The following is a 24,528-nucleotide window of genomic DNA, read 5'->3' as shown; positions in this document are numbered from 1 at the left end:
TATATGAAAAGAGTGAAACTATGCCGCCAAAACAAAATAAGCGGGATACCGTTCAACATCCCCTCCCCCGTCTCGGTCCAGAGCCTTATCTGGAGTTAATGGATCAAACCGCTCTTGCGGAAACCGACCGTCATCTTGCCCGCATGGGTCTCTTCTTGCTATGGACGGGTGATAACGTGCTCGACGCGATTGATCTGGATTTATCGGCTTTTGGCCTGACGGAGAGCAAGCTGGATTTGCTGTTGCTGCTGACACTACATCAATCACAGGAGCAAATGAGCCCCTCCATGATTGCCGACCGTCTCGGAATCCGACGTGCCTCCGTTACATCTATACTGGACTGGACGGAGCAAAGAGGATGGATTATCAGAGAACATAATTCTACAGATCGACGCAAGATTCATGTACGTATTACAGTAGCGGGCTCCAAGCTTGTGCAACAGGTACTGCCTGTATTCTGGTCTTCGTGCGCTTCCCTGACGAGCATTTTGGAGCCTGAGGAACAAGTGATTTTTTCGCTGATTATAGAGAAGCTTCATCATCATATGGAGCGCAGACTGGGGGTGGGCAGATAAATTTTTTTAAACATATAATTAGGTTATCTAATATAATTAATTACATGTATTAAATGATAGCTTATTTTATTATTAAGGGAGTGTTCGATTGATGAGTAAATTACGAACAGATCATACAGCTATACAGCAAAAATCCGTTGTTCTACCTTATGCATGGATGACCGTAATTCTATGTTGGTCAGCGATTGCAGTCATGTCCAGTCTATATGTAACCATTCCTTTAGTTCCGCTCTTTGCGGACATATTCGGCAAAACGCTCGCTGAAGCTGCGATACCGGGCAGCATCTTCTCCTTGGGGTTTGCGGCCGGATGCCTTGTGTATGGGGGATTGTCTGATCGTTTTGGACGAAAGCAGATTATCGTTACCGGACTATTCGCATTAACCATCATCTCGCTATGTCTTGGTTTTACCAGTCAGTATCCTTTATTAATTACACTACGCTTGCTTCAAGGTTTGGCGGCAGCCACCTTTTCTCCCGTAGCTCTCGCCTACGCCGTAGATATGTTTCCGTCCGAAAAGCGGGTAACGGCCATTGGCTTTATCAGTACCGGGTTTCTGGTGGCGGGGATTGCCGGACAGGTATTTAGTATCATCATTAGCGAACACATGGGATGGAATATGGTATTTCGAGTATTAGGCGTACTGTACGCCATAACCTTCTTGATCGTAACTTTTTTCTTACCGAAAGCACCCACGCCTCAACGGGGCGTCCGTATTTGGGCTTCCTTCAGTCAGCTAGGCACCGTTCTCCGGTCGTATCCTTTATGGTTTAGCTATACAGTCGCCTTCGTTCTCCTAATGTCTTTCGTGAGTATGTATACAGTTCTGGGCAGCTATCTTAGCGGACCCGAATTTGGCCTGACTAGCAAACAAATGCTTTATGTAAGATCTGCTGGCATTGTCGGTATGCTCCTTTCACCGTTTGCCGGAAAACTAGCCCGGAAATTCGGTGTGCATCTTATACTGCGAACAGCACTTATGCTCTCCATTCTTAGTCTGGTGCTGATGGGAATCACGCATTCTCTTATGGCTATGCTGGTATTGAGTGTATGTTTTGTAAGCGGCATTGCCCTGAGTGTCCCTTCACTCATTGCACTTGTCGGCCAACTCGGCGGTTCGGCAAGGGCGATAGCTGTTTCTCTTTACACCTTCATTCTGTTTGCAGGCACCAGCCTGGCTCCGGTACTCTCCATTCGATTGATGGGAAGTGGCGGGAATCAGACGACTACGTTTATGATGCTGGCGTCTGTTCTGTTCGTGGGCTTTATCGCCTCCCTCCTGATCCGTGGGAAGCGGAGTGCATAGCATCCTATTATTTATTCAAAGAACCTCCATATGCTTACAAGGCATGTTTACATGATAATGTGAGATTTGTCATTGTATTTTTCTAGAAACGACGAACTCCCTCTTTGGAGACATTCATAGAATGAGGTACAATACAGATAAGCTATATATGGAGAACTTTTGAATAGGAGGCTGTACCGAGCTATGAAAATAACATCTATCGAGCCAACTCCCAGTCCGAACACCATGATGCTGCATCTGGATGAGCGGCTGGAAGCGGGCATTCGCAGAACATATACACGGGATAATGAACGCTCCGCTCCCCCCTTTATCCGGCGTATGCTGGGCATTGAAGGAGTTAAAAGCGTGTTTCACACGACGGATTTTGTAGCCCTTGATCGCAAAGGGAACGCAGATTGGTCCACCATTCTGGGTCAGGTTCGCGACCAGCTAGGCGAGGAAGGCGCAGACGCCAATTGGGACTTGCCAGAGGAAACCTCCGGGGAAGCTTTTGGTGAGGCACAGGTATTTGTGCAATTTTTCCGGGGCATTCCGATGCAAATCCGGGTCAAAGCGGGCCAGCAGGAGGAACGGATTTCCTTGTCCGACCGTTTCGTGGAGGCCGTAACCCGGGTAGCCAGCGCGACGCTGATCAAGGAGCGCAAGCTGAGCGATTACGGCGTCCGCTATGGAGAACTGCCGGATATCGCGCGCGAGGTGGAGCAGGAGCTGGAGGCAGCCTTCCCACAGGAGCGGCTGGAGCAGATTATCCAGCAGGCGATTGCCCATGGCGCGGACAACAGCGAATTCGTGGAGGAACGCCGCGAGTGGAGCGATGCCGAGCTGGAGTTGGCCCTACAGCACAAGGATTGGCGCACTCGCTACGCTGCGCTGGATCGGCTGGAGCCGACGCCCGAGCATTTGCCACTCATCCGCCAAGCGCTGCATGACGACAAAATGCAGCTACGGCGGCTGGGGGTCGTCTATTTGGGCGATCTGCGCACACCGGAGGCGATGGAGCTGCTGTCCGAGGCGCTACGCGATCCTTCAGCGGCCGTACGCCGTACGGCGGGCGATACGCTGTCGGATATCGGCGACCCGGCGGCTACCGGAGCTATGATCGGAGCCTTGTCAGATAACAGCAAGCTGGTTCGCTGGCGGGCTGCCCGTTTTTTGTACGAGGTCGGCACCGAGGACGCGCGTGACGCGCTGGAGAAGGCTGTAGATGACCCCGAATTCGAGGTCAGTCTACAGGCCAAAATGGCGCTGGAGCGCATTGAGTCAGGCGAGCAAGCCGCAGGGACGGTTTGGCAGCAGATGGCCAAGCGCAACTCTTAACTTGTGATTTTACGACTGGACCTTCAAAAAATTGTCGATTGTCAGAAGATGTACAGGTACGATATACTGTAGTTCGCTATACAATAAAATATCATGTCATACACCTCATCAACCCTGTTTTATGATGAGGTAGAGGTCGCGGATGTAATCAGTACACCGGAGGAGACGCCAAGAGCCGTCTGAGATTCCAGTGGAAAGGTACACCCGCCGAAGTATGCGGAGCTGACTCTTTGTGAATACTCCGAATGCTGGGGCTGCTAACCGAAAGGAGCAGAACTGTCACGCGATGTCCTAACACAGACACGTGTGTTGAGCTATCTTGTTATAGAAGAAGGTATGGTGCGGAATGCATAGACAAGGCCGCAGGCGTATTCCCTGCGGTCTTTTGACGTTTGTAATCCCCCTCCTTCTGGCTCTTGCCCTGACATGAAATACCATTTCATGAAGGAGTGTTTGAACGTGCAACACAAAGCAACGCCTGCCGCAACCTTGCGGAAAAGTCTCAAAGCCCGACATATGACGATGATCGCCCTCGGGGGTTCCATCGGAACGGGCCTGTTCCTCGCCAGTGGAGGCGCGGTTGCAGAAGCCGGTCCCGGAGGCGCCCTGTTGGCTTATGCAGCGGTCGGCCTCATGGTTTACTTCCTGATGACCAGCCTCGGCGAACTGGCTACGTTTATGCCTGAATCCGGCTCTTTTAATACCTACGCAGGTCGCTTCGTCGATCCGGCTTTTGGTTTCGCCATGGGCTGGAACTTCTGGTACAACTGGGCCGTGACGATTGCCGCCGAATTGGCAGCAGCGACCGTGCTAATCAAATACTGGTTCCCGGAAAGCCACTCTGCCTGGTGGAGTCTGTTATTTCTGGCCGTAATCTTCGCGCTCAACGCGCTGACGGTCAAAGGCTACGGTGAATCCGAATACTGGTTCGCGATGATTAAAATTGTGACCGTGGTAATCTTTCTCGCTGTTGGTGTGCTGATGATCTTCGGCATTATGGGAGGTCCAGCGATAGGCTTCGCTAACTTCACTGTGGGGGATGCCCCGTTCCACGGCGGATTTTTCGCCGTATTGGGCGTGTTCATGGCCGCAGGCTTTTCCTTTCAGGGAACGGAGCTGATCGGGGTAGCCGCCGGAGAGAGTGAAAATCCGCGTGAAAATGTACCACGCGCCATCCGTCAAATCTTTTGGCGCATCCTGTTCTTTTATATTCTGGCGATTCTCGTCATTGGATTGATTATTCCGTACACCAATCCGAATTTGCTGCGGGGAGATATCAGTGACATCGGGGTCAGCCCGTTCACACTGGTATTTGAAAAAGCGGGGCTTGCGATTGCCGCCTCCGTTATGAACGCCGTCATTTTGACTTCCGTATTGTCGGCGGGTAATTCCGGGATGTACGCGGCAACACGTGTACTGTACGCTTTGGCACGGGAAGGTAAAGCCCCCCGTTTCCTCGGACATATCAATCGACGCGGCATTCCTATGAATGCACTGCTGATCACAACCGCTGTCGGTATGCTGGCCTTCCTCGCCTCCCTGTATGGGGACGGTGTGGTCTACAACTGGCTCCTGAATGCTTCAGGGATGTGCGGATTTATTACATGGGTTGGTATTGCTGTCAGCCATTATCGTTTCCGCCGTGCCTTTACAGCACAGGGTCGCAGTCTGAGTGAGCTTCCGTACAAAGCCCGCTGGTTCCCGTTTGGTCCCTTGTTTGCCTTCGCACTGTGTATCATCGTGATTATCGGGCAAGGTGCCGATGCCTTTACCGGGCAAGCCATTGACTGGAAAACGATGATCGCTACGTACATGAGTGTGCCGCTGTTCCTTCTTCTGTGGCTCGGCTACAAATGGATCAAGCGTACCAAAATCGTTCCACTAAACGAGTGTGATTTGGACCCGGATGCGTCTTCCGGTAAATAAACAATAGTAAAAAAAGCCCGTCTCTGGGCATATACAGGTGGAAATGCGGATGAACGGTCCTATAGATCGGATCAGGTTCATCAGCATCTTCTCCCTGATATGTGGAGATGGGCTTTTTTTCTGTTATTCGGAAGAAGAAGCGCCCGGAGCTGTCAAAGACATAGACAAGGCACGACGGCTAAAGATGCCATAAATCACAGCAATCAGCGTCAGCAGTGCAGAAAACAAGTACAAATTAACGATGCCCAGATGATCTGCAATCCAACCCATCAGCAATAGCGAGATGCAAAACGTCATGCTCGTCAGCGTAGCCTGTGCGGACAGCACCTTGGGTAAATCGTGCGCAGATACGCTCATTTGCATCATCGTGCGGCGGGATACGACGGACATTTCCGCAGGCAATCCCATTAACAGCACGATCAGCAGCGTCAGCGGCGGTAATGTGTTAAGCGCATACCAAGCTGTTAACAGTCCATAGCAAGCCATCCCCACCAGCATCGCGGGCAGCAGTCTGCGCTGCAAATACTTGACACTAGCGAGAACAATGATCCCGCCGCCAATCGCGCCTGCAAAATACGCCGCATTAATGTATCCCCACCATGCCTCGCTTTTGTGCAGCACTTGCTGAGCGAAGGCAAGCGTGAATGCTCCTACCCAAACCGAACCACCCAGCAGGTCGATCATATCCATGAAAATAAGAGCTTTCAGTCTGCGACTGGCTCCGATGAGGCTCCAGCCTTCACGGAGTATTTCCTTTTTACGTTTGGGAGGTAGCGCCGGGCTCTCTGATTCCGGGCCATACAGTGTATCTTCCAACTGTGCAGGAGAGGTTGAAGCCAAGGAATCTCCACTTCGCACCCTTGTTACGGGTTGCAGCAAATAATGGGCTTTGCCCTCTAGTGGATCTCGAATCAAGCTGGTGAAGATCATCGCTACCATATACAGTCCGCCAGCCACCAGCAATGTTTTTTCCGAGCCCAGCATGGCTACGAGCACACCACTAAGCCCCCATCCAGCCAATTGCACGGTCTGATCGCTGACCGATACGAGACTGTTCGCCCGCATCAGCCCTTCCCCGGACGCAAGGCGCGGAATCAGCGCATTACGTGCAGGTGTGGTCCAGCCGTCCAGAAAGGACATCGCTGCTACCAGTGTAAATACAAGCACCCATACCGGGCTCGGGCCCGCTGACCACAAATGCCCCAACAGGAGAGCGAAGAAAGCCAGTTGGCCAAATTGGGAAACGAACAGAATAAATGGAAGCTGGAACCGGGCCAGGATCAGCGGCGCTAAAAAGCCGCTGATCATCTGTGCGCCCATCCGCAACAGCGGAACGAGAACCGAGGAAAAGATCGAATCCGTTTCATGAAACACCAGAGACACCAGTGCCATGATATAAAGAATATCGGCCGCATTCGACATCGTCTGCGTGCCGAGCAGATAAGTAAAGGAACGCTTATGCATATGAATAAAATACTCCCTTATGAATGTAGCTTTTTCTATTGCAGCAAAATGATCAGGTCCATTTCAGGGTTACACGGAGATTTCCGGTGCTGCCTAAATCCGTGATCTGGTAGGAAATAGATTTTAACCCGAGCTGATACAACGACTGTAAATCTTCTTTGAGACTTCGCTCTGTTCCCTGATAGCCGAAGGTAAGCGTGACACCACCCTTATTGATCTCTTTGCGAACCTGCTCCTTGATTTCGGCGGATGATTTAACCAGACCCTTGCCATCTTGCAGCGTATATTCCAGAGTATTGTACAGCTTTTGATACACAGCAGCCTTGGGTCCGCCCGCAGCGACCAATCCCGACAATGTCTGCCGATACGAGGTGTTCGCCTGAGGATACTGTTTAACCCAGGAGTGATCCCGGCGCATTTCGGCATCAGTCAGCAGATAATACGAAGTGCTTACCTCGTTGCCACGATCCGGGGTCGGATCATCCCATGTCGTATCCATGTGGTACCAATGTCCATCCAGCAAAACAAGATTCCATGCATGCAGCTGGCCTCCTGCCCTTCCCTCTACAATCTGGTTGGAAATCCCCGAGCGTTCCAGCATTTTGTAGGCTAGCAAGGAATAGCCCTGACACACCGTGCTTCCGGTTTTCAGGCCATCGTATGCCGTGTATTTTTGCTGCGTTTCATCATATTTCAAACGAAGCACAATCCAGTCATGAATGGCCTTCACCTTCTCATGATCTGTCATTCCCTTCGTAATGATGTCACCCAGCACAGCTTTAACCGTGCTATCCACATATGCGGTCTGCTCCTTCGTCTCCCGGTAACTCAGACGGATCGTAACCTCAGCGGACGTGGTTGTGCCTGTATAGCTGAAAGCGTAGCTTTTGATCGTATAATTCACATACGGGTCGCTCTCCATCGCCTGTTTGATGGCTGTCTGTAACTGCTGCTTAAGACCGTTCACCCGCCCTTGATATGTAAAGGTCAGCGTTTCACTCCGCGTAGCCATTGCCTGTAAAAGCTTATTTTGAAGCTGCTGTGACGATACGGACGGAGCCGGCTTGACCGACGCAGCATATACATTGTTCCCCCACTCCACAGCATGCGGCAGCAACACAGCCAGCGCTGCACCCACCACCAGGCATTTTACAAGCCTAACCCCGATTTTCCTGTTCATACAGAGCGTTCCTGCCTTTCTTAGCATAGTTGTAAACAGCTCTATCTTACCATAAAAACAGCTAACCCAAGCGCTCTAGTTTTGTCGGTTACAGACGAGTAAGGGTTCAGTTAAAGACAGGTTGTGACACCATACTCGGCTATATAACAGACCGGACAATGGGCAAATATGTCGTCCCCAGAGAATTTTATCACAGCAATCTAGTAATCCTCATGTTATGGTACTGGCATCAGAAGTAAATGATATTGATTCTCATTCTACATTAGAAAGGCTGAGCACCATGCCAGAATGTATCTCGCTCCTTCGTACTCCACCGGGTCAACCCGTGCGGCTGCAATCCCTTGCCTCTCTTCACCCCTCATTGCGCCGACGCTTAACGGACATGGGGATTGACGAAGGTTCCATTATACGGTTAAAAAAAATCAGTCTATTGGGCGGCCCTATTGTCATTGAATGCAACGGTCAACTGGTCGGCCTCCGTCAAAATCAGGTAAAACAACTGGAGGTTGTTCCTTCATGGACATGATCGCTCTATTCGGTAATCCCAACACGGGGAAAACCTCATTATTCAACAAGCTGACTCGTACGTATGCAGAGGTAGGGAACTGGTCCGGGGTGACGGTGGAAAAGAAAACAGGCCTGCTGCGCGACAAGTCTGCCGTATTGGTGGATTTGCCGGGTGCCTACTCTTTACTCCCTCTTTCGCTGGATGAAGGTGTCGCAACCCGTTATTTGCTGGAAGAACCGCCTGCGGCCCTGATTAACATCGTGGATGCCTCCCAGCTCCAGCGCAATCTGTACCTGACTGTACAACTACTGGAATATGGCCGTCCACTTGTACTTGGGTTAAACATGACTGACGTAGCCGATGCCACTGGTCTTCGGGTAAGCAAGGAATTGTTGGCTGATCAATTGAACGTTCCCATCATTCCCATGGTGGCACGCACGGGCAGCGGCAGTAAGCAAATGCTCGCATCACTTCGAGAGGTACGACGTGCGCCAAATTCCTTCCAGTTGGATTACGGCCCTGCCGTCGAGGCTGCTATTACAGATATTTGCAGTTTGCTGACGAATACACTTGTGCCAAGTCCTCGGTGGGCAGCTCTACAGTGTCTGGAAAACAATCCTGTCGTTATGGAATGGATAACGAATGAGGTACAGCGTGAAAAAGTAACTGAACGCATCCAGCGTTGCGAGAAAGAACTTCTCCGTGAAGGCTATTCGGCTACTCCCGCTCAGCATATCCGTTCTGTACGTACAGCGTGGATCGCTGATCTGTGTACAAAGGCGCTCGACACGTCCAAACTCAAGCCGCACAGTCTGACAGACAGGCTGGACGCACTGCTAACACATCGGTATTTGGGGATTCCCATCTTTTTGTTGCTGATGTACGCTACCTTCAAGTTCACCTTCGATTGGGCGGGTACTGTTCTTTCAGATATGCTGGACGGATTTTTTTCAGGGACACTAAGCAGTTGGATTACTGAATTGCTCGTTTACTTGAACGCGTCCGCTTTTACGCAGAGTCTTATCGTGGACGGTATCGTGGCAGGAGTTGGGGGCGTGCTCGTTTTTCTGCCTCAGATCGCTATTTTGTTCCTGATTATTTCGCTGATTGAAGACTCCGGGTATATGGCACGGGTTACGATATTAATGGACCGTCTCATGCAAGCTGTCGGCTTGAACGGGAAAAGCTTCATTCCCTTCATTATCGGATTTGGCTGCAATGTTCCTGCGATTATGGCGGCACGCACCATTGAACAGCCCAGAGAACGCCTCATTACAACGTTGCTGGTGCCCTTTATGTCATGTTCGGCCCGCCTGCCGGTATATGCATTGTTTGCGGGTGTATTTTTTCCAACACATGCGGCAAGCATCATCATGCTGATGTATGTGTTAGGAATCACCGTATCGCTTATACTTGCCAAAATCTTTTCCAAAGTATCCATTTTATCGGGTGAGCCTTCCTTCTTCATCGTGGAGCTTCCCCCTTATCGTGTGCCGCAAGCTCTTACACTGTTTCGTAGCACGTGGGAAAAGGTCAAGGGCTTCGTCCGGAAAGCCGGAACGATCATTCTTGCAGGCTCCGTTGGCATCTGGCTCTTGTCCAATTTCGGCCCACAAGGGTTCGGTGCAGACATGAATGATAGTCTGCTTGCCACTGTTGGAGGATGGTTCGCCCCCATACTGGCCCCTCTCGGCTTCGGTACCTGGCAAGCAGGCGCATCCCTGCTCACAGGCTTTATGGCCAAGGAGGTCGTGGTATCGACGATGAATATCATTTACCACGTTCCGGACATGCAGGGACTAGAAATGCAAGTAAGGCATGCCTTCACGCCGTTGTCCTCTTTTAGCTTCATGGTGTTCATTCTGTTGTATGTACCATGCCTGGCTACGGTAGCGGTCATTCGTAAAGAAACCCTTTCGTGGCGCTGGACCGGATTCTCTGTGATCTATCCTTTGACCGTTGCGTATCTCATTGCCGTTGTGATCTATCAGTGTGGCAGATTATTAGGCTGGGGTTAAGTTAGAGCCCTATGAAAATAGAAGGAAGTGGATTCCATGATCAATATCATCATTTTATTGGTGATTCTCGGTTATAGCGCGTGGGTGTTTGTTCGCTTTTTACGGAAAAGCCGTCAAGGTGCTTGTGCCGGATGCTCATCAAGCAAGTCATGTCCGGGCTGTGCCACGAGTGCTGTGAAGGAAGACCAAGCGAACATCAACAGAAATATCTAATCCAAACTTAGCATCCCCATGAAAAAAGCGTCTTCGGGTTTATCCTGACCCGAAGACGCTTTTCCTTTACTCTCAAACTCACAATATTAGCGATATTCCGCCAACCGTTCATTTAGCTCCCGCGTGTGCAGGTAAACTTCACGATACAGCTCATACAGGCCTTCATACCGAGCCACACGTTCCGGGTCTGGCGAGTATCTCGCTGCTTCACGAAGAAAAGATTCCGCGCATGCTTGCAACGATTCAAACCATCCGCTACCGTATGCAGCCAGCATCGCCGCCCCCAAGGCAGGCCCTTGCTCACTTTCCAGCTTGACGATATCCGCGTTAAAAATGTCTGCCTGCATTTGCAGCCACGCCTCATTACGCGCACCGCCGCCGATGGAAATCACTTCATTCACTGTTTTGCCCGTTCCTCGGAGAATATCAATGGATTCCTTGAGCGAAAATGTAATTCCCTCCAGCACGGCGCGTGTAAAATGCGCAAGCTTATGTCCCGCGTCCATCCCGATAAAGCTGCCCCGTATGGTTGCATCCGGGTGAGGGGTACGTTCACCCACGATATATGGCGTGAACAGCAGCCCCCGGCTGCCAGGCTCAATGGAGTTCACATCTTCCAACAACGCATCAAAAGAATGCTCCGGTGCAAAGGTATCCTTAAACCACGTCAGGCTGTACCCGGCCGCGAGCGTAACGCCCATAATATAATAGGCATCCTGTTCACTATGATTAAAAAAATGCGCCCGTCCCTGCACATCAATGTCCTTGCGTTCCTCATAGGAAAGCACAACACCCGATGTGCCGATGCTGCATAAAGTGCGTCCTTCGCTCAAAATACCAGCGCCAATCGCACCACATGCGTTGTCCGCGCCACCCGCATACACCTTCGTTTCAGAAGCAAGTCCGGTCTGCTCCGCAATCTCCGGCAGCAGCGTACCTGTCTGATCGAACGATTCCACCAGCGGCGGGAACAGAGACGACGGCAGTTCGAAAGCAGCGGCGATCTCTTGGCTCCACTGCTTTTTTGCCACATCCAGCAGCAGCGTGCCCGCCGCATCCGAATACTCCGTCGCCAGCTCTCCCGTCAGGCGATACCGCACATAATCCTTGGGCAGCATAAAATGGGCCGCACGGGCCAGCACGTCTGGCTCATGCTCCTGCACCCACAGCAGCTTGGGCAGCGTGAAGCCTTCCAGCGCGCGATTACGTGCGATGTTCAGCAGCTCCGGCCCGAGCTGCTCTTCAATGCGGCGGCACTGCGCCGTTGTACGCGTGTCATTCCACAGAATAGCAGGGCGCAGCACTTGCCCTTCCTTGTCTGTCAGCACAAGCCCATGCATCTGCCCCGAAAAGCTAATGCCGTCCACGGCATCTGACCCGCCGATTCCGGCCTTTTCCACGAGCTGCTTCAGTGCTGTTAACGTACCGCTGACCCAATCCTCGGGATGCTGCTCGCTATATCCTGCCTTCGGTTGATGGAGTGGATAAGACTGGGAGGTTTCAAAGGCCACCTGTCCCTTGCGGTTGACCAGCACCGTTTTGACCGCACTGGTACCCAAGTCCACGCCGATGACGTAGCGCTCTTGCTCCTGTTTCTGCTTTTCCAGCATCGAAGTTCCTCCTTTCCTGTTACCTTGTAGACGCTGTCTCATGTATAGGTTCTGGCATTAATCCGCCAAAATGTATTGATTTAATGTCGCTTTCAGATACTCCTGACGACCGGATACGTTTTTGCGTGGTGCTTCGTTCGCCAGTGCATATTCAGCCAAAGAAGCAAGCGTTGCTTTACCGGATACGATGTCTGCTCCAATACCTTCTTTAAAGCTGCTATAGCGCTTATCGATAAAGTCCTCGAACACGCGGTCCTCGATCAGTTTGGCAGCTACCTTCAGGCCTTTCGCATACGTATCCATACCTGCGATGTGCGCAAGGAACAAGTCTTCTGGCTCAAACGATGCTCTGCGCACCTTGGCATCAAAGTTGATACCGCCGCGGCCCAAACCTTCATTTTGCAGCACTTCATACATGGTCAGGGTTGCATCATACAGATCAACCGGGAATTCGTCCGTATCCCAGCCCAGCAGCAAATCTCCCTGGTTTGCATCCAATGATCCCAGCATACCGTTAATCCGTGCTACACGCACTTCATGATCAAAGGTATGACCCGCCAAAGTTGCATGGTTAGCCTCCAGATTGAGCTTGAAATGCTGATCCAGATCATATTTTTGCAGGAAGGCAATTGTCGTCGCCGCATCAAAATCATACTGGTGCTTGGTTGGCTCCTTCGGCTTCGGCTCGATCAGGAACTGGGCATCAAAGCCGATCTCCCGCGCATAGTCTACGGCCAGATGGAACATCCGTCCCAAATTGTCCTGCTCCAGCTTCAAATCTGTATTCAGCAGCGTATCGTAGCCTTCACGGCCTCCCCAGAAAACATAGTTGTCCGCGCCCAGACGTTTGCCCACTTCCAGGCCTTTCTTTATCTGGGCAGCTGCGTGTGCGTATACATCTGCATTGCAAGTTGTCGCAGCTCCATGCAAATAACGTGGATGGCTGAACATATTCGCTGTGTTCCACAGCAGCTTTTTACCCGTTGCCTTCATATGCTCTTCGATCAAATCCACGATGGTATCCAGGTTTCTGTAAAATTCCTTGAGCGACGCGCCTTCCGGAGCAATATCAACATCATGGAAAGCAAAATAAGGCAGGTTCAGCTTATCCAGCAGTTCAAAAGCAGCTTCCACACGGGCCTTCGCCAAATCCAGCCCGGTAAACTTGGACCACGGACGCTCCGCCGTCTCTACCCCAAATGGATCGGAGCCACCTGCAACGAGTGTATGCCAATAGGCCATGCTAAAACGTAAATGCTCTTCCATTGTTTTCCCAGCCACAATTTCCTGAGGATTATAAAATTTGAACGCAAAAGGATTATTGGATTGCTTGCCCTCAAAGTTAATTTTGGATACCTGCTCGAAATAAGCCATTAATAAGTTCCTCCTTTGTGGTAACCGTTATAGCAATCTTTATAGTAAACGTTTACAAAAAAGATTCTAGCACAGCCAAAAGACTTTGTCTATTGCTTAAACTAAGTTTGTTTTTATGATATACTATTGGGAATTACACCAACAGGAAGTGAAAAATCATGAATGTCACTGGCGATCAGGCGCTTGTCAAAAAGCTGAATAAATCCATTGTGCTGGAGCGTATTCGCCTCCATGCTCCCCTATCCCGGGCACAATTATCCAGTCAAACCGGGTTAAATAAGGCTACCGTTTCCAACCTGGTGGCGGAGCTGATCACCGACGGGCTTGTATATGAAACGGGATTAGGTGAATCCAGTGGCGGTCGTAAGCCTTTAATGCTGCTGTTTAACAGTCGTGCGGGCTTTGTTCTCGGCATTGAGGTCAGCGTGCAGTATATCAAGGGTGCTCTGACCGATTTGGCAGGAACCATTGAAACAGAGCTTACCTTCCCCCTTGCGCAGCATGATCCTGCTTTTGTTATGGAGCAGATTCAAAGGCTGGTTCAGGAGCTTATGCAGACGGTCCCTCCCTCCCCTCATGGTATCGTTGGTATTGGGCTAGGGGTGCCGGGTATGGTGGATGAATCGGGAACTGTTTTGTTCGCGCCCAATCTGGGCTGGGAAGAGGTTCCGCTGCGGCAACAGCTTGAGGAAGAGCTTGGGCTTCCCGTGGTGGTGGATAACGAAGCCAATGTCGGTGCGCAAGGCGAGCTGTACTATGGTATGGACAGCGATCACCGGCAACTGGTGCGGGATCTGGTCTACATCAGTGCAGGGTCCGGGATTGGGGCCGGGATTATCATAGACGGCAAGCCGTATCAAGGAGCTTGGGGATACGCCGGAGAGACAGGTCATATGTCCATTGACTGGAACGGGCGGCTCTGCTCCTGCGGTAGCCGGGGCTGCTGGGAGCTGTATGCTTCGGAGAAGGCGTATGCGGCATCCACTTTCAAGCTGCCCGCACACAGTACAGCGGAATTACTGCCGTTTGCCCTGCAAGGTGATACGAATACGTTAAGCGTCTTTCGTGATATCGGGCGATATTTGGGCGTGGGCATTACCAACATTGTGAACAGCCTCAACCCCGGAATGCTTATCATCGGCGGTCCACTGGCGGAAGCCAGACCATGGCTGGAACAGAGTATGCGTGAGGTGATTGATGAACGTGCCTTGCCCTATCACCGACGGCAGCTGCAAATCCGTTTTTCCACGCTTGGCAGCCGTTCGACCATGCTGGGTGCAGCCTACGCGGCGACTGCTCCTTTTCTCGGGCGTGTACGGGTATCTTTGTAAAAGGAAAAGAACCCTTGTCTCCGAAGAAAAGGGTTCTCCATATCGAATGAAGTTGGATTAAGCGTTCAATACTTTTTCAAACTTGGTTTTGTTCATGCCGGAAATACGTTCTTCTCCGATCAGGGTCAACGGTACGGCACGAATGCCCATGTCCCAAACTTCTTGAGCGAAAGCATCATTGGTTTCGATGTTGCGTTCTTCGTATTCCACGCCCTTTTCACTCAAGTAGCTTTTTACTTGACGACAATGCGGGCAGTTTGTAGATGTGTATACAATTGCTTTTTCCATGAATATCACCTCATAATTTATTTTTGTAGAAATTATATTTATTCATACTTAAACGAAATATTACAGTGCCAGTGCGCTGTGCTCCAGACTTTCGATATACTTCTCGCTATCCATAGCAGCCATGCAGCCGCTGCCTGCTGCTGTAATCGCTTGTCTATAGCGTGTATCCTGTACGTCGCCACAAGCGAATACCCCAGGTACGTTCGTTTCGGAAGTACCAGGATTTACGACGATATAACCGTTCGCATCGGTTGTGATTTGACCACCCAGGAAGCCAGTATTCGGATGATGACCGATCGCCACGAATACGCCGCTAACTGTAATAATTTCCTCTTTACCTGTTTCATTATTCAACACCTTCAAGCCAGTTACCCCGTTCTCATCAGCAATCACTTCCACAGGAGTACGATTCAGTGCCCATTCGATTTTAGTGTTCGCACGAGCGCGGTCCTGCATAATTTTGGAGGCGCGCATTTCTTCACGACGATGCACCAGCGTAACTTTGGAGGCAAAACGCGTCAGGAAGTTGGCTTCCTCCAACGCCGAGTCTCCACCACCGATAACAACAATTTCTTTGCCACGGAAAAAGAATCCGTCACATGTTGCACAAGTGCTCACGCCGCGTCCAATGTTGTCCTGCTCGCCCGGAATACCCAGGTATTTGGCAGTTGCGCCTGTGGAAATGATCAGCGTATCTGTAACCAGTTCGCCCAAGCCCTCTACATCCAATGTGAAAGGACGAGCGGCTGTATCTACCTTGTTCACCCAGCCTGTGCGGAATTCAGCACCGAAACGCTCTGCTTGCTTACGCATATTATCCATCAGATCGGGTCCCATGATTCCTTCAGGAAAGCCAGGGAAGTTTTCAACTTCTGTTGTTGTAGTCAATTGTCCGCCCGGTTGTGGTCCTTCAATCACCAGTGGACTCATATTTGCGCGTGCCAGATAAATAGCAGCTGTCAAACCGGCAGGGCCGGTACCTATAATAATGGACTTGTACATATCTTTGTTCCTCCTAAAATATGATAAGAATGATATAGCGAGTTTTCGGTACCGGGAGATGGGCAGATGCATATACTCTAAAAGTAGTTCTGCCAGACGCTCATTCAAAAATGTGGACACCCGGATCTTGCAAAAACGATTCACATATTTAATGTCTTTTTATGACTTAGACTGATTCTAAATCCTAATTCCATTATGCGGAAAGAGCTACAAACAGTCAAATGAAGTTTTCATGAAGCGAACCTTAAAGATTAATCAGGTATGGAGGGATTATCCCGATTATGAGCGACGTGTTTGTAGGCAGCCTTATTTCTGCCCTGTCCACCGGGCTCGGTGCCGTGCCCATACTGTTTATGCGTAAAATTACGCACCGTCTTCGTGATGTACTGTTGGCTTATGCCGCGGGGATCATGACTTCTGCATCTGTGTACAACCTCATTCCCGAGGCCATCCATCATTCCAACTGGTTCGTGCTGTCTGCGGGAATTTTACTCGGCTGTCTTGTGCTGCTGGTGATGGAAATGTATATTCCACATGCCGATCTGGAGGACCCGGATTCCAAAACCTTTCATCTGGAGTCCAAATCTTTTCTCATTATCGCGGCTATTACACTACATAATTTGCCCGAGGGACTTTCCGTTGGAGTCAGCTATGCGAGCGAAACTCAAAATCTTGGCAATCTCATTGCCTTTTCCATCGGCCTGCAAAATGCCCCGGAAGGCTTTATCGTCGCGCTATTCCTCGTGAATCAAAACATCGGCCGTTTCAAAGCATTGGGCATCGCTACCCTCACCGGAGCCGTGGAAATCATTACGAGTCTGATTGGGTTTTATTTGAGTAGCTGGGTTAACGGACTGGTACCTTACGGCCTTGCTTTTGCCGCCGGAGCCATGATGTTTATCGTCTACAAGGAACTGATTCCCGAAAGCCACGGGGACGGCAACCAGCGGATCGCCACATTCTCTTTTATTCTCGGCTTAATTACGATGATTGGGCTAACCGAATGGCTATAGCTGTGTATCACAAAAAGGCTGCCCTCTGCCTGTAGTCCAGACAGAAGAGCAGCCTTTAGGCATGTCTCGTTCGCACTTCATTTTTTTCGGTTCATGGAGCGCAGCGCTTCACGATATTGCTCGTCCTCGCTTTTGTGCGTCTCACGTTCCCCATGATTATTTTTATGCGGTTCTTCCTTTTCTTCGCCCTTTCCGGCAAATCCACGCAAAGCCGCCCGATAGTCCTGATCCCCGTAGGAATCTTTGGTGTGTATGCTATCTCTCAGCGGCTTGGTATTCGTATCTACCTCAGGCTCCTCGTGATGAATCCCCGCCTCCGTAACCTTATGCCGTGTCTCTCGCACAGGATCAGGCAGCTCCCGTGCCTCAGGCTCCACTTCCACCGGATAAGGACGTTTGCTTCTTTGCCGTGAATCCTCATCGGACGGGCTGACCGCTTTGGGAGAGGGTTTACGCGCCATTTTCGTGTTGAATACCAGCAAAAAGATAAAAGCAACCGCAGCTACTACGATAAAAGCAATGGTCATAAGCGGCCTCCTATTCCCTGTCAGCGTTACGGTACCGTCCCGCCGTCTCAGCGACCCGTTTGCCCAAAGACCGACCAAGTGCAAGGTCATCACCCGTTGGGAAATTTGCCGGACCGTTCGGGTCTGTCTCCACCGGACACGTCACCCCTACGCCGTAATAGGAGCCGTAAAGCGCATTTTCCGCAATATTGGCGGGCAGCCCTACGATAATCATGCCTTGATGCAGCATCGGAGTAATCAAATTCAGCAGTGTGGATTCCAAGCCGCCATGAACGGTAGCTGTCGTGCAAAACACCGCGCCGATTTTATCTACCAGCTTGCCCTGCGCCCACAGATACCCGAGCTTATCAATCCAGCTTTTCAAGCCACTGCTGATCGTCCCAAAATGACCCGGGCATCCCCAAATGATCGCGTCCGCGTTCACCAGTTCATTCACATCGGCTTCATCAACATGCTTCAGCAATACTTCCGTGTGCTCATGGCGTGCGCCTTCTGCTATTGAACGGGCAAGACGCTCCGTATGCCCATTTTCACTGTCATATACAATCATGATTCTGGTCGTCATTATGCGCATCATCCTTTGTCAGCAAAATCATCCTTTTCGCGCTCTTAACCTTTCCCAAAATCCATCTGAATATTATGAATCGTTTGACGCATACTTTGAAAATCCAAAAACTAGGGAGGCATGTATACATGAATTCACGCGCCATATTAGTCAACCTGCTAGTTATTATCATTATTCTGGCAGGAGGTGGAGCCGCCGCTTATTACTACAATCAATCCGCCAACTACATAAAAACCGATAATGCCCAAGTGAGCGGACAAGCGGTTACAGTTGCCTCTCCAGGCGCGGGCAAGCTCACAGGCTGGAATGCTGAAGTTGGCAAAACCTACACCGCTGGAAGCACACTTGGTAGTGTAGGAGGAGGCGGAAGCCGGATTAGCGTTACAATTCCAACCGATGGTACCATTGTGCAGCAATCTGCGGTCAACAACTCGATTGTTGGGGCGGGCACACCTTTAGCGAAAGCTTTTGATCTGAACAATTTATGGATTACCGCCAATATAGACGAAACGGCTGTGCAGGATCTACAAGTGGGACAGACGGTGGATGTATATATTGATGCATACCCCGACACGTCCCTAAGCGGCAAAATCGAAAAGATCGGTCTGGCGACTGCCTCCATCTTTTCGCTGCTCCCTACCTCCAACACCACTGCCAACTATACCAAGGTGACGCAGGTCGTGCCTGTTAACATTTCCATTCAAGGCTACAAAGGACTGGGCATTATTCCGGGCATGAGTGCAAGCATCAGAGTACACAAGTAGGAGGCTGTCATGGAACAAAAAATGTCCATCGGACGAACCCTGTCCGTACTGCTGCTAGGCGCCTTCATTTCTATTTTGAATCAAACCCTGCTGAATGTGGCGATTCCACATTTGATGAATGACTTCAATGTATCCGCAACTACCGTTCAGTGGCTATCCACCGGTTATATGCTGACCAACGGGATTTTGATTCCGATTACAGCCTTCCTGATTGAGTCGTTCGGGACACGTGCGCTGTTTATTTCCGCGATGGGGCTGTTCACCGCCGGATCTGTCGTCTGCGCCGTCAGTAGCGGCTTTGCGCCTATGCTGGTCGGACGCATCATTCAGGCTAGCGGAGCAGGGATTATCATGCCAGTGGTTATGAATGTGTTCCTGACTGTATTCCCCCCGGAAAAACGGGGAGCAGCCATGGGGACGATGGGCATCGCCATGATGTTTGCCCCAGCTATCGGGCCGACTTTATCCGGCTGGATTGTGGAGCATTACAGCTGGCGACTGCTATTTTTACTGGTCATTCCGCTGGCGATCATTGATATCCTGTTTGCGGTACGCTGGCTCAAAAATGTGTCCAAGCTGACGTATCCGCATTTTGACCTGATGGGAACGATCTTTTCGACCCTTGGCTTTGGCTTCCTGCTGTATGGCTTCAGTTCCGCTGGAGACAAGGGCTGGAGCAGCAATACAGTAGTACTCACACTCGCTGCCGGGCTCGTGTTTATTGTATTGTTTGTCGTACGCGAGCTGAATATGAGGCAGCCCATGCTGGAATTCCGTGTGTTTAAGTATGATATTTTTACGGTATCCACATTGGTGGGCGCTACCGTCAATATGACGATGTTCGGCGGGATGCTGCTGTTACCGATCTATCTGCAAAATATACGCGGCTTTACACCGCTGCAATCTGGTTTGCTGCTGTTGCCGGGCGCACTGCTGATGGGTGTCATGTCACCGATATCGGGAGCCATTTTCGACCGTATTGGTGCGAGGCCACTGGCAATTATCGGGTTGATTATTACGGCGGTCACGACGTGGGAATTCAGTCTGCTGACGGATGCCACCACCTACGGACACATTATGCTCATCTACACGATTCGCAGCTTCGGAATGTCGCTGTTAATGATGTCTGTACAGACGGAGGGGCTGAACCAGCTACCTCCCCATCTCGGCAGCCACGGTACAGCCATGTCCAATACGGTACGGCAAATCGCCGGGTCCATCGGCACCGCATGGCTCATTACTGTTATGAGCAGCCGGGCTACGGTTCATTTGGCGGATTATGCGAATGTGGCTACCACCGCCAATGTACCTTTAACTGAAGGCGTAGCTGAGCTGGGGCAAACCCTCGTGCAAACGGCGGGGGTTTCGACGGAAACTGGCTCGGCACTTGCGTTACAGCAGGTATATCGAAGTGCCGTCACAGAATCGACGATCCACGGCATTAATGATGCCTTTATCATTGCTACCGGAATCGCACTGGCGGGACTGCTGTTCTCCCTGTTCTTGCGGCGGTCTATACCCCGTCGGAGGTGAAATTACAGCTATAAGCTGAACCAAAGATGTACATGAAGCGCCACTATGCGGTCGGATGGTACTTCCCATCGCTGTTGCGCTAGTTCATCTTATAGAGATGATTTCCGTGGTTACGCAAAGAAGGAGCATTCACCCCTGTCCTTTAAGGGATGTGAATGCTCCTTTCCATTTATGACCGCAGCAGGCGCAAGCCGTTCAAAATGACAAGCAACGTGCTGCCCTCATGCCCGATGACGCCAAATGGCAAAGCTATATCTTGCACAAAGTTGCTAATGATGAGCAGTAAAATGACACTTACGGCGAAGATCATATTTTGCTTGACCACGCGCTGTGCCTTTCGTGCCAGCGCTACCGTCGGAGCAATCTCTTCGATCCCGTCGTTCATCAGCACCACATCCGCGACCTCCAGTGCGGCTCCACTGCCATGCATACCCATGCCCAGTCCGACCGTTGCGGCAGCCAGTGCCGGAGCATCGTTCACACCGTCGCCGACCATGACGACATGCCCGTACTGCTCCCGAAGCATGCGAATATGACTGACTTTGTCCTCTGGCATCAGACCAGCGTATACCGCATCGACTCCAGCCTGCGCCGCGATCACAGCGGCGGTTTCCGGGCGGTCTCCGGTCAGCATGACGACCCGGATGCCCTGCGCTTGCAGGCGTCTCACCGCATCCTGCGCCTGTGGCCGCAGCTCGTCGCGCAATGCCAGCATCCCGGCAATCCGGTCATCCGCGAGGATAATGGATACGGTTTTGCCCTCGGCTTCTAGTCGAGCTCGTGTTTCCACCCATTCCGGCTCTGCCAGCGGACTAGTGTGATCCAGCACATCCGTGCGCCCGATTTTCCACCTCACCCCGTCTACAATGCCCTCCATTCCCCATCCGGTCAGGGATTGCACTTGCTCCACTGTGGGGAGCTCACGCTGCCCCAATTCGGCTTGGGCTTTGGCTACAATCGCTCGTGCCAACGGATGCATGGAGTAGCTTTCTACTGCCGCGACAATGTGTAACAGCTCATCGGCATCGTAGCCTGTGGCGGTAATCCAGTCAGTTACAACAGGCGACCCGATGGTCAGCGTACCTGTTTTGTCAAAGGCGACGACAGATGTCAGCGCCATATTTTCCACATGCGCACCACCTTTGAACAGGATGCCCCGACGGGCACGGTTGGAAATAGCCGACAGCATGACTGGCATAATGGATGATACGAGTGCGCACGGTGAGGCCACAACGAGAAATACCATTGCCTTGTAAAACGCTGCTGCCCACGTCCAGCCCAATACCATTGGCGCACCTGCAATAACAATCAGCGTAACAGCGACAACAATTCGGGCGTAAATCGACTCGAACCTTTTGATAAACCGTTGGGAATCGGGGACCTCTGTCTGCGCTTCCTCCACCATACGGATGATTTTTGAAAATAGAGTACCTTCGGAGGATTGACTAACCTCCACGTACAGCACGCCTTCCCCGTTAATGGTGCCCGCATATACCTCGTCACCCGCCGCTTTGTTCACCGGAATGGATTCCCCGGTAATAGATGCCTGATTCACCGCCGAAACGCCCTTGGAAATCCGACCATCCGCCGGAATCAATTCGCCCGGCTTCACCAGCAGCAGATCACCCGGCAGCAGTTGCTCAATGCCGACCATCTCCGTCCCCTCGGGGGACAGACGTAAAGCCGTTTCTGGCTTCAACGCCATCAGCTCGGAAATATCCTTGCTGCTGCGCTCGGTGGTATAGCTCTCCAGCGCACCGCTAAGTGCAAAAATGAAGATCAGCATTGCTCCTTCATTCCAGTAGCCAATAGCCGCCGCCCCCAATGACGCTGCGATCATAAGCAAATTGACATCCAGATCACGTTCACGAATCAGCGTCTCAATTCCTTCTCTGGCTTTGGACCAGCCACCCATGGCGTAGGAAACCACATACAGGATGACCGCCAGCCATTGCGACCAATGCGAGACGCCCCATGCCATCAGCATAAGTGTTCCACTGCCCAGAGCAGCCTGCATCTCCTTGTTTTTCAGCATGCTTTTGAGCTGGAATTGTGGTTTGCGATTCGGGCCTGGCCGTCCGCTGCCGCTGTTTTTTGAAAGTATCCGATCAGAGGGAGACAATGTCTTTTGAAGTTGTTGAACTGCTTGCATCATGTCACATTCCTTTCCTTTTTTGTTCTTTGTTACTGCATCTCATTGAGAATGATATCCATTGTTAAGTGCCTTAAAATAGCACATGCTGCTTCGGGAAGCCCGAAACAGCATGTTTGGCAATGAGAATGATAATCATTTTTGCATTTATGCAATTATTTTGGTTTAGAGAAACTTTCGCTTTATTATAACCCTTTTCTTCTCCGGTTGTAAACCGTCATTCGCCCCAAATAAAAAAAGATACCCGCGCAAGCAGCGCAGATATCCTATATTTTTCGAAGCATGCTGTCATATGAATTGCGTGCTACCTTCGGGATTGGTCTACAGCGGAAACCGCTGCGCGGGGTTTTGTAGAGCAACAAAGCCTTGTTGCTGCTCTGCATGTTGCAGCAGCCCAAAACGTGCAGCCGCAAGGCGTGCAACAGGAGCTGCTTTTTCAGGGCAAATCACGCCCGTTAGCCCGCTTCCCCAGATTGCAGCTTCATCCAGCGAATCGTGAATAGCATCTAACGCCACCCATACGGGCAGCTCGGACTTCACGCCCCGAATGGCGTGCATTATGCATTGTATCGTATCACTGGCGTTCTCAGAACCACCAGCAGCGGGTTGGTTTAATCGATGCTCTCCCTCGCCATTATATGATGGAATCGGTGCGATTTCCAAAATCACCGCATCGGCAAAACGTGCCATATCTGCGGCTTGAGCCGCCTGCTTGATCTGCTGCGCTCTCACTTCCGGCATGAGATTGGCACTGGCAGACTCATGAGACGGTTTGGCCTCCCCGTTCCATGTTAGGCTGACATTGAGCTTCGAGGACGCATCGACCGTCAAAAGCACGCCTACCCGATATGGAATGCACCGCAGGCGGCCGCATAAGGTTTGCTCCGCAACGCCGTCGATCCAGTCCCGTGTGGCCCGAAATTGGTTCACGTCAGCCGGATTGCGTACCATAATCTCCAGTTGCGGTTCTCCCCCCTGCTGCACACTTCGCAATGCTGCACGCAGCAACGCCTCCAACTGCATATCTTGCAAGCTTCCAATGCCCACCGCGTTGTTCTGTTCTATCAGGGCGATCGTGAGTGGCAATCCGTTCAGAGACTCGAATAACCCTTCATACTCTGTTTCCAGTAGCCCGATAATTCGCCGGGATAGATACTCACACAATCCGGGCAAGCCAGATGCCTGATTAAAGGCTTTGTACGTGTCTGATGCACGGGAGCCTGGAATAAGGAGGGGGGCTTGCTCCCCGTCAGGACCATGAATCGTATGCCCGGACTCCGCCGCGTCCAGATAGGCACGACATAATTCAGCCGCACGGCTGGACGACTGCGACAAGGGACCGTGCAGAAGACTATAGCCATCAAGGCTGCCCATACTTAGCCCTATCGCTGACTCCTTGCTTGTATGATTCGCATGGGCAGGATCATCCGCATAGATACGTATGAATGTACGCCTGTATTCATCGCTCCATTCCAGCAGTCTGATCATCGCTTCCCTGTCATCGTTGCCCTTATTCAGCAGCGTTTCCCCAATTAGCTCGGAATCCGCAGCCAGCAACGCCTCCTCATGACTGATTATGCCCTGTTCGGCTAATCCGACAAGCCAGCCCAGCGGGTCTTCCTCCTGAGAGGCAGATACTTCACTGCACCCTTCGAGCACCGACTCGATAGCCAGTCTCTGTGCAGCAGCCTCACTCCCCGACTCGGGGTCTTCGCAATTCCGGCTGTTTTTTTCACTCAACAGTTCTGCGAATACATGCATCATTTTAGCCTCCATGCTACAAATCCATCCTTTCTTCCGTCAGCAAGTTGGCACACACGAATTCGAGTATCCCACCTAAAAGAGAACGCTTACTTATTAGA

Annotated in this window: 21 protein-coding genes and 1 riboswitch; of the genes, 11 read left to right on the top strand and 10 right to left on the bottom strand. The window is 51.2% G+C overall.

Going from position 1 to position 24,528, the window contains the following annotated elements; translation table 11 throughout:
* The first annotated feature begins 20 nt into the window (after positions 1-20).
* From E0698_RS09785 to E0698_RS09770, 4 genes are all read left to right on the top strand, one after another.
* Positions 21-575, top strand: coding sequence for a MarR family winged helix-turn-helix transcriptional regulator (locus E0698_RS09785; protein ID WP_192511434.1), 555 nt, complete (start codon positions 21-23; stop codon positions 573-575).
* A 91-nt stretch (positions 576-666) separates the two neighbouring features.
* Entirely contained in the window at positions 667-1,881 is a 1,215-nt protein-coding gene (locus E0698_RS09780) for an MFS transporter (protein WP_192511433.1), read from the top strand.
* A 183-nt stretch (positions 1,882-2,064) separates the two neighbouring features.
* Positions 2,065-3,198 carry a virulence factor gene (locus E0698_RS09775; protein WP_192511432.1) on the top strand — a complete coding sequence of 378 codons (1,134 nt, stop codon included), beginning with the start codon at positions 2,065-2,067 and terminating at the stop codon, positions 3,196-3,198.
* Positions 3,199-3,320: 122 nt separating this feature from the next.
* A riboswitch (Lysine riboswitch) is annotated at positions 3,321-3,523 on the top strand.
* Between the two features lie 134 nt (positions 3,524-3,657).
* Positions 3,658-5,124 (top strand): amino acid permease, encoded by a 1,467-nt coding sequence (locus tag E0698_RS09770; RefSeq protein ID WP_149095171.1) that lies wholly within the window; start codon positions 3,658-3,660, stop codon positions 5,122-5,124.
* A 123-nt stretch (positions 5,125-5,247) separates the two neighbouring features.
* Here E0698_RS09770 and E0698_RS09765 read toward each other — a convergent pair whose 3' ends face one another.
* Together E0698_RS09765 and E0698_RS09760 are read right to left on the bottom strand one after the other, a co-directional pair.
* Complete coding sequence (locus E0698_RS09765; RefSeq protein ID WP_192511431.1) at positions 5,248-6,588, bottom strand: MFS transporter; 1,341 nt, start codon at positions 6,586-6,588, stop codon at positions 5,248-5,250.
* A gap of 52 nt (positions 6,589-6,640) precedes the next feature.
* Entirely contained in the window at positions 6,641-7,768 is a 1,128-nt protein-coding gene (locus E0698_RS09760) for a transglutaminase domain-containing protein (RefSeq protein ID WP_192511430.1), read from the bottom strand.
* A 280-nt stretch (positions 7,769-8,048) separates the two neighbouring features.
* Between E0698_RS09760 and E0698_RS09755 the strand changes: the two genes are divergently transcribed.
* The 3 genes from E0698_RS09755 to E0698_RS09745 are packed head-to-tail and all read left to right on the top strand — an operon-like array spanning position 8,049 to position 10,507.
* Complete coding sequence (locus E0698_RS09755; RefSeq protein ID WP_044644606.1) at positions 8,049-8,294, top strand: FeoA family protein; 246 nt, start codon at positions 8,049-8,051, stop codon at positions 8,292-8,294.
* Positions 8,285-10,294, top strand: coding sequence for a ferrous iron transport protein B (gene feoB, locus E0698_RS09750; protein ID WP_192511429.1), 2,010 nt, complete (start codon positions 8,285-8,287; stop codon positions 10,292-10,294). Before E0698_RS09755 ends, feoB begins: the two co-directional genes overlap by 10 nt.
* 36 nt (positions 10,295-10,330) lie before the next feature.
* The gene (locus E0698_RS09745) at positions 10,331-10,507 is read left to right on the top strand and encodes a FeoB-associated Cys-rich membrane protein (protein WP_082067089.1); all 177 of its coding nucleotides are present in this window, start codon (positions 10,331-10,333) and stop codon (positions 10,505-10,507) included.
* An 86-nt stretch (positions 10,508-10,593) separates the two neighbouring features.
* On the opposite strand, the gene xylB is transcribed toward E0698_RS09745, so the two are convergent.
* Both xylB and xylA read right to left on the bottom strand, forming a co-directional pair.
* Positions 10,594-12,117: a xylulokinase gene (gene xylB, locus E0698_RS09740; RefSeq protein ID WP_192511428.1), complete on the bottom strand. Its 1,524-nt coding sequence runs from the start codon at positions 12,115-12,117 to the stop codon at positions 10,594-10,596.
* Positions 12,118-12,174: 57 nt separating this feature from the next.
* Entirely contained in the window at positions 12,175-13,491 is a 1,317-nt protein-coding gene (gene xylA, locus E0698_RS09735; RefSeq protein ID WP_134912643.1) for a xylose isomerase, read from the bottom strand.
* 158 nt (positions 13,492-13,649) lie between these two features.
* Here xylA and E0698_RS09730 point away from each other — a divergent pair, with 158 nt between their 5' ends.
* The gene (locus tag E0698_RS09730; RefSeq protein ID WP_192511427.1) at positions 13,650-14,822 is read left to right on the top strand and encodes an ROK family transcriptional regulator; all 1,173 of its coding nucleotides are present in this window, start codon (positions 13,650-13,652) and stop codon (positions 14,820-14,822) included.
* Between the two features lie 57 nt (positions 14,823-14,879).
* Here E0698_RS09730 and E0698_RS09725 read toward each other — a convergent pair whose 3' ends face one another.
* Together E0698_RS09725 and trxB are read right to left on the bottom strand one after the other, a co-directional pair.
* Positions 14,880-15,110, bottom strand: coding sequence for a glutaredoxin family protein (locus tag E0698_RS09725; RefSeq protein WP_025684088.1), 231 nt, complete (start codon positions 15,108-15,110; stop codon positions 14,880-14,882).
* 60 nt (positions 15,111-15,170) lie between these two features.
* Complete coding sequence (gene trxB / locus E0698_RS09720) at positions 15,171-16,112, bottom strand: thioredoxin-disulfide reductase (protein ID WP_192511426.1); 942 nt, start codon at positions 16,110-16,112, stop codon at positions 15,171-15,173.
* Positions 16,113-16,393: 281 nt separating this feature from the next.
* Between trxB and E0698_RS09715 the strand changes: the two genes are divergently transcribed.
* Complete coding sequence (locus tag E0698_RS09715; protein WP_025684090.1) at positions 16,394-17,125, top strand: ZIP family metal transporter; 732 nt, start codon at positions 16,394-16,396, stop codon at positions 17,123-17,125.
* Between the two features lie 77 nt (positions 17,126-17,202).
* Here E0698_RS09715 and E0698_RS09710 read toward each other — a convergent pair whose 3' ends face one another.
* Positions 17,203-17,652 (bottom strand): hypothetical protein, encoded by a 450-nt coding sequence (locus E0698_RS09710; RefSeq protein ID WP_192511425.1) that lies wholly within the window; start codon positions 17,650-17,652, stop codon positions 17,203-17,205.
* 10 nt (positions 17,653-17,662) lie between these two features.
* On the bottom strand, positions 17,663-18,217 hold the full coding sequence (locus E0698_RS09705) for an NAD(P)H-dependent oxidoreductase (RefSeq protein WP_192511424.1): 555 nt from the start codon (positions 18,215-18,217) through the stop codon (positions 17,663-17,665).
* A 128-nt stretch (positions 18,218-18,345) separates the two neighbouring features.
* On the opposite strand from E0698_RS09705, the gene E0698_RS09700 reads away from it, so the two are divergent.
* Positions 18,346-18,981 carry an HlyD family secretion protein gene (locus tag E0698_RS09700; protein WP_192511423.1) on the top strand — a complete coding sequence of 212 codons (636 nt, stop codon included), beginning with the start codon at positions 18,346-18,348 and terminating at the stop codon, positions 18,979-18,981.
* Between the two features lie 9 nt (positions 18,982-18,990).
* On the top strand, positions 18,991-20,514 hold the full coding sequence (locus tag E0698_RS09695; protein ID WP_192511422.1) for a DHA2 family efflux MFS transporter permease subunit: 1,524 nt from the start codon (positions 18,991-18,993) through the stop codon (positions 20,512-20,514).
* Positions 20,515-20,683: 169 nt separating this feature from the next.
* On the opposite strand, the gene E0698_RS09690 is transcribed toward E0698_RS09695, so the two are convergent.
* Complete coding sequence (locus tag E0698_RS09690; RefSeq protein ID WP_238353935.1) at positions 20,684-22,666, bottom strand: heavy metal translocating P-type ATPase; 1,983 nt, start codon at positions 22,664-22,666, stop codon at positions 20,684-20,686.
* Positions 22,667-22,987: 321 nt separating this feature from the next.
* Entirely contained in the window at positions 22,988-24,442 is a 1,455-nt protein-coding gene (locus E0698_RS09685; protein ID WP_192511420.1) for a PEP-utilizing protein, read from the bottom strand.
* Positions 24,443-24,528: the final 86 nt, after the last annotated feature.

Origin of the sequence: Paenibacillus sp. 23TSA30-6 (assembly GCF_014858585.1) — a bacterium.
Taxonomy (GTDB): Bacteria; Bacillota; Bacilli; order Paenibacillales; family Paenibacillaceae; genus Paenibacillus.
This window is presented reverse-complemented; position numbering and strand designations above follow the sequence as displayed.